This window comes from Paenibacillus sp. FSL H8-0537, assembly GCF_038051995.1.
Taxonomy (GTDB): domain Bacteria; phylum Bacillota; class Bacilli; order Paenibacillales; family Paenibacillaceae; genus Pristimantibacillus.
The window spans coordinates 6636823-6650218 of record NZ_CP150290.1; the positions used below are offsets into that span (position 1 = coordinate 6636823).

At 53.4% G+C, this 13396-nt stretch carries 11 protein-coding genes; 7 read left to right on the forward strand and 4 right to left on the reverse strand.

The genetic code is table 11. The features are described from left to right. Positions 1 to 16: 16 nt before the first annotated feature. The 3 genes from kdpB to MHB80_RS28125 all read left to right on the forward strand — a co-directional run bounded on the left by kdpB (position 17) and on the right by MHB80_RS28125 (position 5154). The gene (gene kdpB / locus MHB80_RS28115; RefSeq protein WP_341280011.1) at positions 17 to 2050 is read left to right on the forward strand and encodes a potassium-transporting ATPase subunit KdpB; all 2034 of its coding nucleotides are present in this window, start codon (positions 17 to 19) and stop codon (positions 2048 to 2050) included. Positions 2051 to 2156: 106 nt separating this feature from the next. Next, complete coding sequence (kdpC, locus tag MHB80_RS28120) at positions 2157 to 2768, forward strand: potassium-transporting ATPase subunit KdpC (RefSeq protein ID WP_341283099.1); 612 nt, start codon at positions 2157 to 2159, stop codon at positions 2766 to 2768. A gap of 19 nt (positions 2769 to 2787) precedes the next feature. Beyond that, complete coding sequence (locus MHB80_RS28125; protein WP_341280012.1) at positions 2788 to 5154, forward strand: histidine kinase; 2367 nt, start codon at positions 2788 to 2790, stop codon at positions 5152 to 5154. Between the two features lie 97 nt (positions 5155 to 5251). Here the strand turns inward: MHB80_RS28125 and MHB80_RS28130 are convergent, their stop codons facing one another. Beyond that, a complete protein-coding gene (locus MHB80_RS28130; protein ID WP_341280013.1) occupies positions 5252 to 5923 on the reverse strand; it encodes a pectate lyase in 672 nt (223 codons plus the stop codon). A 282-nt stretch (positions 5924 to 6205) separates the two neighbouring features. Here MHB80_RS28130 and MHB80_RS28135 point away from each other — a divergent pair, with 282 nt between their 5' ends. Then, complete coding sequence (locus tag MHB80_RS28135) at positions 6206 to 7003, forward strand: formate/nitrite transporter family protein (protein WP_341280014.1); 798 nt, start codon at positions 6206 to 6208, stop codon at positions 7001 to 7003. A 29-nt stretch (positions 7004 to 7032) separates the two neighbouring features. Continuing rightward, entirely contained in the window at positions 7033 to 7956 is a 924-nt protein-coding gene (locus MHB80_RS28140; RefSeq protein ID WP_341280015.1) for an L-lactate dehydrogenase, read from the forward strand. 303 nt (positions 7957 to 8259) lie between these two features. Here MHB80_RS28140 and MHB80_RS28145 read toward each other — a convergent pair whose 3' ends face one another. The 3 genes from MHB80_RS28145 to ggt form a co-directional block, all read right to left on the reverse strand. Then, entirely contained in the window at positions 8260 to 9153 is an 894-nt protein-coding gene (locus MHB80_RS28145; protein ID WP_341280016.1) for a fumarylacetoacetate hydrolase family protein, read from the reverse strand. Beyond that, complete coding sequence (locus MHB80_RS28150) at positions 9150 to 10406, reverse strand: amidase (RefSeq protein WP_341280017.1); 1257 nt, start codon at positions 10404 to 10406, stop codon at positions 9150 to 9152. Before MHB80_RS28150 ends, MHB80_RS28145 begins: the two co-directional genes overlap by 4 nt. Positions 10407 to 10475: 69 nt before the next feature. Then, a complete protein-coding gene (gene ggt, locus MHB80_RS28155) occupies positions 10476 to 12056 on the reverse strand; it encodes a gamma-glutamyltransferase (protein WP_341280018.1) in 1581 nt (526 codons plus the stop codon). Between the two features lie 226 nt (positions 12057 to 12282). Here ggt and MHB80_RS28160 point away from each other — a divergent pair, with 226 nt between their 5' ends. Both MHB80_RS28160 and MHB80_RS28165 read left to right on the forward strand, forming a co-directional pair. Continuing rightward, a complete protein-coding gene (locus MHB80_RS28160) occupies positions 12283 to 12765 on the forward strand; it encodes an Lrp/AsnC family transcriptional regulator (protein ID WP_341280019.1) in 483 nt (160 codons plus the stop codon). Between the two features lie 2 nt (positions 12766 to 12767). Then, entirely contained in the window at positions 12768 to 13388 is a 621-nt protein-coding gene (locus tag MHB80_RS28165) for a chromate transporter (protein WP_341280020.1), read from the forward strand. Positions 13389 to 13396 lie beyond the last annotated feature (8 nt).

A 13396-nucleotide genomic window follows, 5' to 3' on the forward strand; every position in this document is an offset into this window, starting at 1 on the left:
ATGAGGGGTAAGCGTTATGAATGACCAACGTGCTAAAAAACGATTCACAAGGCCGCTTGTGACCGAGGCGCTGAAGATGAGCCTCCTCAAGCTGAATCCGGTTCATATGATAAAAAATCCGGTCATGTTCGTTGTTGAGATTGGAACGCTGATCGTTCTGCTCATGACCGTATTTCCAGGCTACTTCGACTCGCAGGAACGCATCGGCTTCAACTTGACTGTTTTCATTATTTTGCTGTTTACGGTGCTGTTCGCCAATTTTGCCGAGGCGTTAGCAGAAGGCCGCGGCAAAGCACAGGCCGGCTCGTTGAAAAAATCAAAGCAGGAAATGATGGCGAATAAGCTGCTGGGCGACAGCATTCAAATTGTCCCTTCTACGGAGCTTCGCAAAGGGGATATCGTCATCGTCTCGCAAGGAGAAATGATTCCCGGAGACGGCGAGGTCATTGAAGGCCTCGCTTCCGTCGATGAATCGGCTATTACCGGCGAATCAGCCCCCGTCATCAAGGAGGCCGGCGGCGATTTCAACTCCGTGACGGGCGGGACGCGGGTGATCAGCGATCACATCAAAATGCGAATCACGAGCGAGCCCGGCGAAACGTTTATCGATCGGATGATCGCTCTCGTCGAAGGGGCAAAGCGGCAAAAAACGCCGAATGAAATTGCCCTGAACACGCTGCTCATCAGCCTGACAATTATTTTCCTCATCGTCGTCGTCACGCTTGGCCCCATTGTCGCTTATGCGGGAATCAATCTAGAAATTCCCGTTCTTATCGCACTGCTCGTCTGCCTCATTCCGACGACGATTGGCGGCCTGCTGTCCGCCATCGGCATTGCGGGCATGGACCGGGTCACCCAGTTCAATGTGCTGGCGATGTCCGGGAAGGCGGTCGAAGCAGCTGGCGACATCAATACGATGATTTTGGATAAAACTGGGACGATCACCTTCGGCAATCGGATGGCTAGCGAAATCAATCCGGTGGGCGCCGCTGGAGCAGATGAAGCAGCGGCATGGGCCGCTATTTCCTCCCTGCAAGATGAAACGCCAGAAGGACGCTCGGTGCTGGAATGGATGAAAAAGCACAATAAAACCTATGATGCCGCGCTTGGCGATAACGGACAATTCGTTCCCTTTCAAGCCGAGACGCGCATGAGCGGTATCGATTTGGCCGATGGAAGGCTCGTGCGCAAAGGAGCCGTTGAAGCGATTCGCGGGTGGGTGCTCGCCCAAGGAGGAGATATACCCGCTGATCTGGCTCAGGAGACCGAACGGATCGCCAAGGAAGGCGGCACTCCGCTTGCCATCGCCGTCGATCAGCATATATTCGGCTTGATTTATTTGAAGGATACGGTCAAGCCGGGCATGAAGGAGCGGTTCGAGCAGCTGCGAACGATGGGCATCAAAACCATTATGTGTACGGGCGACAATCCATTTACGGCGGCTACCATCGCCAGAGAAGCAGGCGTCGACGATTTTATTGCCGAAAGCAAGCCGGAGGATAAAATCGCCGTCATCCGCCGCGAGCAAGCGGAAGGCAAGCTGGTCGCCATGACCGGAGACGGAACGAATGACGCGCCCGCACTCGCGCAGGCCGATGTCGGCCTGGCGATGAACAGCGGCACGACGGCCGCCAAGGAAGCAGCCAATATGGTTGATTTGGATTCCGACCCATCCAAAATTATTGAGGTCGTATCAATCGGCAAGCAGCTGCTTATGACGCGCGGCGCGCTCACGACCTTCAGCATTGCCAATGACGTTGCCAAATATTTCGCCATCATTCCAGCGATGTTTATGCTGGCGATTCCGCAAATGCAGGCGCTGAATGTGATGCAGCTCGGCTCGCCGCTGTCGGCAATTTTGTCGGCGCTCATCTTTAATGCGATCATTATTCCGCTGCTCATTCCGCTAGCGATGAAGGGCGTCACCTATCGTCCGCTCAGCGCCGCCCGCCTGCTTAGCCGCAATCTGCTCATTTACGGGCTCGGCGGAATAATCGCGCCGTTCATCGGCATCAAGCTCATCGATATGATGGTCCATATTTGGATTTAATGGTGCCCAGCTAGGCTGCGGCATTTTAATGAAACGAACTGCTAATTAGAAAGAAGGGAATTGTGCTATGCATGCTATTTTAAAAAGAAAACGTCCATTGCCACCTATGTCATCTGCTTCTTCTTTATCAGCGGGGCCCTCTTCCTTCTCCGTAATCAGGGTATCGCTGCGCGCCAGCCTGCTGTTCCTGCTTCTTTGCGGTGTCGTGTATCCGCTCGTGAGCACGGGAGCTGCGCAGCTGCTGTTCCCGGCTCAGGCAAATGGCAGCCTGCTCAAGGATAGCGCAGGCAGCGTCGTTGGTTCGTCGCTGATCGGTCAGCCTTTCAGCGATCAGCGCTATTTTCAGGGGCGGGTATCGAGCATAGATTATAAGGCGGAAGCCTCCGGCTCTAATAACTATGCCCCCTCCAATCCGGAGCTGCTAGAGCGCATGAAAGCATCTATCGCCCAGTGGCAGCAGGATAATCCGGCCGTTCCGCTGGAGCAGCTGCCCGTAGCGCTAATAAGCAACTCCGGCTCCGGTCTAGACCCGGATATTACCCCGCAGTCGGCGCTCGTGCAGGTGCCAAGGATCAGCAGGCTGACGGGCCTGCCCACTGCCGAGCTGGAAGCACTCGTTAAGAAGCATACGAAAGGCCGCGCGCTCGGCCTCTTCGGTGACCAACGCGTCAATGTGCTGGAGCTGAATCTGTCCTTATCCACACGAATCGGCAAATAAAAGAGAAGGCGGGAGCAGGATGCCACCGTATCAACGCAAGACGCCGGAGGAGATATTGGCTTCTATCTCCCGGCTGCATAAAGGACGCCTGAAAATTATTATCGGCTCGGTCGCGGGCTCCGGAAAAACGTATCATCTGCTGCAGGAAGGCAGGCTGCTGAAGCAGCAGGACATTGATGTCGTCCTTTGCGTAGTAACGCCGAGTCCGCTTACGGATAGGAATCAAACGGTGCTTGAGTCCGAGCTGGAGCATGTCCCCAGCATTAAGTGGCAGCGCGATGGCAAGGAGCAGCAGGATTTGCCGCTGGAGGCGCTGCTTGCCCGCAACCCGGAGGTCGTGCTCGTCGATGGCCTCGCCCATCGCAACCGTATGTGCGCCCGCTTCCAGACGCGGCTGGAGGACATTCAATATTTGCTGGAGCATGGCATCAGCATCATTACGACGATTAACGTGTACGAGCTTGAGGGCGAGGACGGGGTTATTTTCAAAATGACGGGCATTCGTGCGGAGGAGACGGTCCCGGCGGATACGCTGGAATGGGCCGATGAGGTTCGCCTCATTGATGTATCTCCAGAGACGATGCTGAGCCGGATAGAAGAGGGGCTGCTCGGCAGCCCCCTCCATCCGGCTATGCGGCTGCGCGGCAATCTGGCTGTCCTGCGCGAAGTCGCGCTCTGCCTCATGGCGGAGGGTGTTCACGAAACGCTGGAAAAGCATCGCGAAGCGCTGGGCTTAAGCGGCCCGTCAGGAGTTGCCGAGCGGATTGTTGTTTCGGCGCAATATCACTTCAATGGCTCCCTCTATGTGCGCCGAGGCCAGCAAATTGCCAAGCGGCTGCACGGCGAGCTCGCCGTCGTCACCTTTCGGCTGCCGGGCCGCAGCCTGCTGAGGGAGCAGCAAACGATCAAACGCTCGATGCAAAAGCTGGTGGCGAAAGTCGGCGGCACGTTCGAGGAGCTCCCCCTAGCGCATGCGCGTAAGCTGCCCGCCGCACTTGTAGAATATGCAACGCGGCAGCATGCGACGCGCATTGTGATGGGCCATTCCAAGAAAAAAGCATGGCAGGAGCGTTTGCAAGGCTCCATCGTCAACCGCGTGCTACGCAAAATACGGAACATCGACGTGTTTGTGATGACGGATCGGGCGGAGCATGAGGGAGAACGAATTTTGCCCGTTAAAACCCGCTGGGGCGGACAGGAGGCGCTTTTTCACCGGCTGAATACCCGCGAAATAGAGGAACAAGCGCAGCTCATGCGTCAGGGCACGTTCAAAATTTATATCGGTGCCGCTCCCGGCGTCGGGAAAACGTACAAAATGCTCCAGGAAGGCAACATTCTTAAGCGCAAAGGCGTGGATGTCGTCATCGGCTGGCTGGAAACGCATGGACGCAAGGAAACGGCAGAGCAGGTCGGCGGCTTGTCGATTTTGCCCCGAGCAGCTATTCCCTACGGGGCAGTCAGGCTTGAGGAAATGGACACAGCGGCTCTTATCGCTCGCCGCCCTGAGGTTGTGCTTGTGGATGAGCTTGCCCATACGAATGTGCCGGGGAGTAGGCTTAAGAAAAGGTACGAAGATATTTTGCTGCTGCTGGAAAACGGGATTTCCGTTATTTCCACCGTCAACGTGCAGCATGTGGAAAGCTTGAATGATGCGGTTGAGCAGCTGACTGGTGTACGGGTGAGAGAAACGGTGCCGGATGCGATTTTACAAATGGCTACTGAAATTGAGCTCATAGACGTTACGCCCCAAATGCTGGCGCAGCGCATGCGTGAAGGTAAAATTTACAGGCTGGAAAAGGTTGAGCAGGCGCTGGGCTCTTTTTTCAAAATCGGAAATTTGATTGCCTTGCGAGAGCTGGCACTGCGCGAAATTGCAGATGATGTTGATGAACGGCTGGAGTCATGGAAACGCGGACCTTCGCTTCGGGGACCTTGGCGCAAGCGCGAGGTGATTTTTGTATGCATCGATTTGGGCGATCAGGCGGAAAGGCTTATTCGCCGCGGCTTTCGCATCGCTCACCGCTTGAAGGCAGAATGGCATGTCCACTATGTGCACAGCAGTAAAATGCAGCAAACCGAGACGCAGCAAAAGCGGCTCCAAACACTACGGCAGCTATGCGAGCGGCTTGGAGGTCAACTAGCTGTAAGTGCTGCGAACAAACGCCAAGAGATTAGCGGGATTTTGCTGCAAAAAATAAACGCCCTGCAAGCAACTCAGCTCATTATTGGGCAGTCGCGCAGGAAGCCGTGGCAGACGCTCTTCCGCCAAACGATTGTGCATGATATGCTGCGCTCCGCCCGACATATAGATATGTTAATTGTCGCAAAATGGGAAACAGAGCCCATGCCGCCTAATCTCGGCACAGACCCTGTTAAAGATGTATAAACAGGCTTACTTACGGGGGGCGGTCATCTTTTCGAGCTGATGGAGCGTTGCAGCAGCCTTAAGCGGGCTGCGACAACGTTCCAGCTGAAAGGAGTTCCTAATAAGCCGTGTTTCCAGATTGGCTGGTTTTGCCGGAAGCAAAACCTTTGAACAGCGTTGGTACGTTGGAATAACGCGTGTTAGTGATTTTGCCCGTTGTCGAACTGCTATCGGTGCGCAAAATTGAATCCTTCACCTTGGAAATATCGCTATTTGATACATTCATGGATACCGCATAGGATGAGCCGCCATTTTGACGAACGAGCTTGCCGATGTCATTGGCCTTGAAATTTTTAATATTAATTGTGCCGGATGCATTCATTTGAAACACCTTGTCATAGGCTTTGTATGCGCCGCCGCCTGTAATATTAACCGTACCGGAAGATTTTAGCGTCAAAGCGTCCTCGCCTACATCCTGCCAAGTCACATTCTCAATATTACAGCTGCCATAGCAGTGAACGCCATCTGCAGCTGGGGCGCCGATAATAACATTTTTCAGCGTTGCGCCTGCCTCCAGACGAAATACTGGCTTTTGATTTTCCGCTTGGCTGCCATCACCGAGCGTGCTCGGGTTCGCTACAAAAACTTTGCCTTGACCATTGTAGGTCGTATTTTTAGGCACAATAATGGTAGCGTTTACAACTTCGGCCGCCGATACAGGGGCAGGCTGCACACCAGCAATAGCAATAATAAGGGCCAAAGATAATAGAGCACCAATCCATTTTTTCATCGAATAAACTCTCCTTTATTCCATTTAATTGGGTTGTGATGAAGTCTCATCCTTAAATGCCTCTACTTTTATGCAAATAGATGTGCACCTCCGTTTGCATCTACCAAAAGACTACCTAATTTTTGCCATTACAGGAATAATCATTAGCTCAGTAGTTGTCCAAATGGCCCAAAATCCCTTATTCTGTAACAATTTGCGCCGTAACCTGTGATGAATGTCACAATCGATTGCGCCTCCCTGTGTTATTCTAACCTCAGTAAGCAGCAAGAGGAGTGATGGCTCATGGAAACAGAAGCGCTACGCAAAGTCGAGCAGCTCGCACAGAAGAAGCATATGATTTTTAAGCAAAGCCGCATTCGCTATATTTCCAGGTCCATGCTCGCCAGCATGTTCATCGGCTTTGGCGTTATCGTCGCCTTCAAGACGGGTAACTTTTTTTACGCCGAGCATTCTCCACTCGCTTATCCGATGGCCGCGCTTACGTTCGGAGCTGCTATTATTCTCATCGCATACGGCGGCGGCGACTTGTTTACCGGCAATACGTTTTATTATTCGTTTACCGCGCTCCGGCGCAAGCTCAAATGGACCGACGCTATCAAAATGTGGCTGACAAGCTACGGTGGCAACCTGCTAGGCGCAGCCGTGTTCGCGCTGCTCATTATGACAACCGGACTGTTCGACAGCGAGAAGGTCAATACGTTCCTGCTCAGCGTCGTCGAAGCGAAAATGCATACTTCGTCAATGGAGCTTTTTTTCCGGGCGATTTTATGTAACTGGCTTGTCTGTCTCGCCTTTTTCATTCCGATGGGCATGAAGCATGACGGGGCAAAAATGTTTTCGATGATGCTGTTCGTCTTCTGCTTCTTTATTTCGGGCTACGAGCATAGCATTGCCAACATGTGCACCTTCGCCATCGCACTAGTCGTCGACCATCCAGACACGATTACTTACGGCGGCGTCATTCACAATCTTGTGCCTGTCACACTCGGCAATCTGATTGGCGGCGGCGTTTTAATGGCATATATGTATTATTTCGTGAACAAGCCTTATTTCGACAAAGAGGATCACACGCAAGAGTAAGTACACCATTAGACGGGGAGAGATCGGATATGAAAAAATCAAGAATTGTTGTCATTGGCGCTGGGGCTGTAGGCTCGACAACCGCCTATACGCTTCTGCTTCGCAATCGCATGGATGAGCTGGTGCTCATTGATGCCAATGAGAAAAAAGCAATCGGCGATGCGCTCGACATGAACCACGGCATGCCGTTCCTTGGCGGCACGAAGGTATGGGCGGGCACTTACGAGGACTGCAAAGGCGCGGACATCATTATTATTACGGCGGGTGTAGCGCAGCGTCCGGGCGAAGAGCGCATTCAGCTGCTGAAGCGCAACGTTGCGATCTTCGACCAAATTATTGATGAAGTCTTGAAATATAATGACGATGGCATTCTGCTCATTGCTTCGAACCCCGTAGACGTCATGAGCTACTTCTCCCTGCGAAAATCGCGCTGGCCCGTCAACCGCGTCATCGGTTCGGGTACCCTGCTCGACAGTGCGCGCTTCCGCTATCTGATTGGCGAAGAGCTGAACATTGATCCGCGCAGCGTCCACGCGCCGATTATCGGGGAGCATGGCGATTCCGAGCTGCCGGTATGGAGCCTGTCGAATGTTGCGGGTACGGAGCTTGGGCTGAACGACGAGCAGAAGGACCGGATCTTCACCGGCACACGCGATGCCGCTTACCAAATTATCGAAGCAAAAGGCGCAACGTATTACGCCATCGCTTTGGCGCTTGACCGCATCTGCACCGCTATTCTGCAGGATGAAGGCGCTGTGCTGAACGTATCAACCCTGCTCGACAACTACCTCGGCGTATCCGATGTGTACATCGGCGTTCCATGTGTCGTTGACCGCACCGGTATCCGCAACGTTCTGGAGCTGACGCTGTCCGACGAAGAAACGGCGCTGTTCCAGAAGTCGGCGAATAAGCTGAAAGGCTTGATTGAGTCGATTCGGGATGAGATGGCATAAATTTCTCTTAATACGCAACATCAGACCATGTGTTTAAAAATAGTTAGTTAGCAAAGAAACCGATACCTCTTTTTCAAAAAGAGGTATCGGTTTTTTTTAACCAGATTTTCACTCCAGCCTTAAGGCTAAATGATGAAGGTTAAGTAAATCTTAGGTAAAATTGAGGGGTTGCTGAAAGCTGCAGGGGTTGTCGAAAAAGGCAGGAGAGAAGAGGTTGCGCACAAAAAGAAAAACTCAAGCAGCCGCTCTGCTTGAGTTTTTAGGAATGCCAAAGCCTCTTCAGTTCAGATCGGGTCGAACCGACTAGGCTGGGCTGGGTGAAAAAAGCGGCGCGCCCGCCTTAACCGGATGCAGCAGCGGCTCAAAGCCGGGAATTCGCGCCTCGATGACGTCGCCATCGCGAATGACGACTGCGCCAGGCGTCCCGGTCAAAATGACATCGCCGGGAAGCAGCGTCATCACCTGCGAATGAAAGGCGATAAGGTAGGCTGGCTGGTAAATCATATTAGCCAGCACATTGCGATGAGCAAGCTCGCCATTATGCCAGGTTTCCACTGCCAGCTGAGGCAAATCCGCGAATTCATCACGCGTAATCAGCTCCGAGCCTAAGCCAAAAAAGGTATCGAAGCTTTTGGCCCGCGTCAGAAAACGCTGATGCTTGGCATGAATATCCGCAGCCGTTACATCGACGGATACGGCAAAGCCTGCTACGAAGTCCAGCGCCTCGGCTTCGGTTATGTTTTTGCATGTACGTCCAATAATGAGCGCCAGCTCAGCTTCTGCCGTTACATGCTCCGTCTGCCGGGCAGGCAGCTCGATCGCCATATTCGGACCGATAAGCGAAGTATCCGGCTTCATAAAACTGACGGGATCGGCTTCAGCGAATAATTTCTCGCGCTCAACCGTTTCTTTTACATAATTCATGCCGATACCCCAAATTTTGCGGGGATTGCGATATAATGGCGCAGGCATTATCGCTTCTTCGGGCACAGACTCCATCGCTCCGAGCTTTTCTCGACCGACCGCGCTATACCATGCCGTCAACGCATCCAACTGCCCTTCTTGCAGCAAATCAAACACATTGATGGCCCAATCTGTCTGCTCCAACTGATTAATCGTATGGAGCAGCACATAGCGATCGTCAAGAGTGATGCATGCTTGCTCGATACCCTCGTAATGGATCGTTACCAGCTTCATCTATGTCGCACCTCCCCTTCGTTTCCGCTGCTCGGTCTCCAGCTTCGTTCCCATAAATCGGAATGCTGATCCAGCCATCGCAGCAGCTTCAAATCCTGCCCTGCTCCTGCAATAATGGATAACCCAATGGGCGCACCATCCACCTCGCCGACCGGAAGTGTCACCTGCGGCAAGCCCGACAAGCCTGCTATGCAGCAAAGCTGCATCGTTAAGGCACGCTGCTTGTCTGCCGCATCTCCGCTAATGTCGCGGTCTGGCGCTGTTCCGGGAATGGTTGGGATAATGAGCAGACTCTCCGTACCGAGCAGTTCACGAAGCTTGGCACGAATACTGCTCCGCTCCTCTACTTTTTCCTCGCTATCTTCGCTCTGCAAGGTGCTCGCCCAGCGAAATCGCTGCGCTATCCCCGGGCCAAAAGCAGGCTGTTCGCGCGTAATCCACTCGCCATGAGACTGCCAAATTTCCAGCCCTTGAATGGTGCGGAATACTTCCAGCCACTGCTCCAGTCCTTCAGGGGCTAGTGTCAGCCGCTCGGCACTTGCCATAGCTGGTTCCAGTTCAGCAACGAGCTGTCTCAGCTGGACTGCACTAGCAGATTCCGCCTTGCTCCATGCGTCTTCTGCGATCAGCAAGCGGCTGAACGGTAATACGTCCGCTGCATCGATTGTTTCCGTTGTGTCCTCAGCGAGCAGCAGCTCGCCAACCTTCAGCAGCAGTGCGCTGCCTTGCGCCATCCAGCCTACCGTATCAAAGCTCGGAGCCAGGGGAATGACGCCATCCATCGCAACTGCGCCGTGCGTCGGCCTAAAGCCATATACGCCGCAGTAGGCAGAGGGAACGCGAACCGAACCGCCCGTATCCGTCCCGAGCGCAAAATCCACCGCCCCCGCTGCTACGGCCACGGCGGAACCACTGGACGAGCCGCCTGGTATGCGGTTTGGCGCAGCTGGATTAATCGGCGTGCCGTAATGGGCGTTCTGCCCATTGATGCTGTACATCAGCTCATCGGTATGGGCGGCTCCGGTCAGTGTCGCTCCAGCGGCAAGCAGCCGTTCAATCGATGAGGCGGTATAATCCGCTGCTTCGTGCGTGCGCAGCCAGTCGGGGTTGCCAGCGCTGCTGGCATGCCCTTTTATTGCGAACACATCCTTAACCGCAAAGCGAAGGCCGTCTAGAATGCCCTTATGAGTTGCTGGAAGCGTGAGCTCCGGCTTTATAAAGGCGTGAAACGTATCGTTTATTTTATGCTGCATGATTGCTGCCTCTCCTGTTCTGCCGCTGCTCTAGTGATACGGCCCAATTCTGTATCATTAACTACCTGCCTACCAGCCGATAGCCGCGCCATCACTGCGTGGATCGGCTCCGCCGCTAATGACCCCATCCGGACTAATCGTAATCGCATGGGCATGGCCCATAATGCCATCGAACGCCTTCATGCGGCGGACGTCATGACCAGCTCTCTCAAGCTGTGCAATAACCTCGCCTGCTATGCGACTTTCTACTTTCAGCTCCTGCGTTTGCGCCCCCCATGTGCGGCCCCATACCCAACGGGGCTCATCCACCGCCTGCTGCGGATTCATGCCAAAATCAATCATCCGCGTAAGTATTGCCACCTGAGTCTGGGGCTGACCTTCGCCACCCTGTGTGCCGAACAGATGGCTTGGCTTGCCGTTCAGGCATGCCATAGCCGGCATCAGCGTATGGAAAGTCCGCTTGCGCGGCTCCAAACGGTTCACGTGCTGGGGCTCCAGCGAGAAGAAGGACCCTCTATTTTGCAGCAAAATGCCCGTATCCCCCGCTACAACGCCCGAGCCAAACTCAAAATACAAGCTCTGAATGAAGGAAACCGTGTTGCCCTCTTCATCCACGACCGCCGCATAGGCCGTATCATTGCCGACAGGCTTCGTATCGATAGAGCAGGCCTCATCCAGCTTAATAGAGGCTGCAAGCTCCTTTGCATAGGTAGAGCTCAGCAGGCGCTCAAGCGGAATTTCCGCAAAGGCAGGGTCCGTCAAATATAAATTGCGGTCGCGGAAGCCCAGCTTAAGCGCCTCAATCATGAGGTGGTAATACGTGTACGAGCCATGCCCGTAGCTTTTCAGATCATAGTTCTCCAACATTTGCAGCGCCATTAGCGCCACAAAGCCTTGCGAGTTTGGCGGCACCTGATACACCTCATGTCCCCGATAGGAGCCCTTAAGCGGTGTTACCCACTCACCCGAATGCTCGGCAAAATCCTCCTTGGTCAGCAGCCCGCCGCTGCCCTGTAAATAAGACGCGATCCGCTCCGCAATATCGCCTTTATAGAAAGCATCGCGCCCATGCTCCGCAATGGCGCGAAGACTCGCTGCGAGGTCGCGCTGCACAAAGCGCTCCCCCGCCTGCACTGCGCGCCCTTGCGGCAAATATACCGCCGCAGTTGCTGGAACTTGTGCCAGCATCTCCGCATGCTGCACCGTATTTTCATATTGGTCCGGCGACATCGGAAAGCCGTCCTCTGCATAACCAATGGCAATGCCGAGCACCTGGGCAAAAGGCAGACGCCCATATTGGCTGTGTACGGCATGCCAGCCGTCAACCATGCCCGGAACCGTAATGGCGCTGCGCGGCCCGCGTACCGGAATGGCAGCTTCGCCAGCATAAGCTTCGCGCGTCGCGAGGCTGCCTGATCGTCCGCTGGCATTATAGGCTTTCACCTGCTGCTCCTTATGTGCGTAAGTGAGCCAAAACGAGTCGCCGCCCAGTCCTGTCATATGCGGGTAGACAACCGCTAGACAAGCGCTGACTGCAATGGCTGCATCAAAGGCATTGCCGCCCTGTTCTAGTATTCGCGCCCCTGCTGCCGAAGCAAGATGATGCGGGCTTACAACCATGGCCTTCGTGCCGGTTATCGGCTTATTCATGCGATCTCATCCTTTTGAGTCAAGTTATCTGACATACTCTATTGAGTATTAAAGTAACATGGCGGCTCGGCTAGTGGCAACTAGAAAATTCTTTTTGCCCAATATCAGCAAAATTTATATTGATAAGGAACGAATTTGGTTATATATTTATTCGTATCGTAATCTAATCAAACTTATAACATACGTTTTGATATTTTGGCTCAATAGAGCAAAAGGAGCTTTTCACATGCAATCCAAAATGCCGCCCGCCCAAGCGGAGCACGCCATTGACGATATTGATCGTAAAATCATCGCCGCCCTGCATATTAACGGGAGAATATCTTACACCGATTTAGCCAAGGATATCGGCCTATCACGCGTAGCGGTGCAAGCCAGAATCAATACCCTGCTGGAGAATGGCGTCATTGAGCGCTTCACAGCTGTCATTAATCCGGAGAAGATTGGCGTGACGGTATCGGCCTTTTTCAATGTCGAGGTGGAGCCTAAATTTCTGCATGAAGTAGCAGATCGCTTATCCGAGGAGCCTGTCGTCACCAGTCTGTATCACATGACAGGCCCCAGCAAGCTGCATATGCATGGCCTGTTCACCAGCAATCAGGAAATGGAATTATTTTTGAAAGAAAAACTGTATCCGCTGCCCGGCATCATGAGCGTCGATTGCCAGGTTTTAATCAATCGCTATAAAAGTAGAATGGGAATGAGGCTATAAAAATGGAGACGACAACAAGCACCAAGGCATATGGACAGCTTTCCTGGGCGATGTTTAAAACCGGCATTTTCGGCTTTGGGGGTGGCCCTTCCGTTATTCCCTTAATTCGGCATGAGGCTGTGACTCGCTATGATTGGATTAACGATGAGGAGTTTGGCGAAATTTTGGCGCTGGCCAATGCTTTGCCCGGACCGATTGCGACCAAAATGGCCGCTTATCTCGGCTATCGGCTGCAAGGCTGGCTGGGGGCACTCGCCGCTGTACTTGCTCATATTTTGCCTTCGGCTATCGCGATGATCGCCTTGCTGTCCGCTGTACAAATTCTTAGCGGCTCCGCTGTTGTGCAGGGCATGATCGCTGCGGTTATACCCGTTATTGCGGTTATGCTTGGCGTGATGGCTTATGAGTTTGGCAACCGTGCGGTAAAGGGACTGGGCTGGGTAGCTGGACTAATCAGCTGTGCACTCGCTTTTCTTCTCCTGCAGGTTGTGAATATTCAGGACGCGGTCGTTATTGCCGCATTCCTCCTCTATGGGGCGATGCATTTCAAAGCTGCCGCATGGGTGAAGAAGTGGAAAAACAATCGGCGCGATAAGGGCAATAATACGAGCGCGAGCGCATAAGGAGCAGA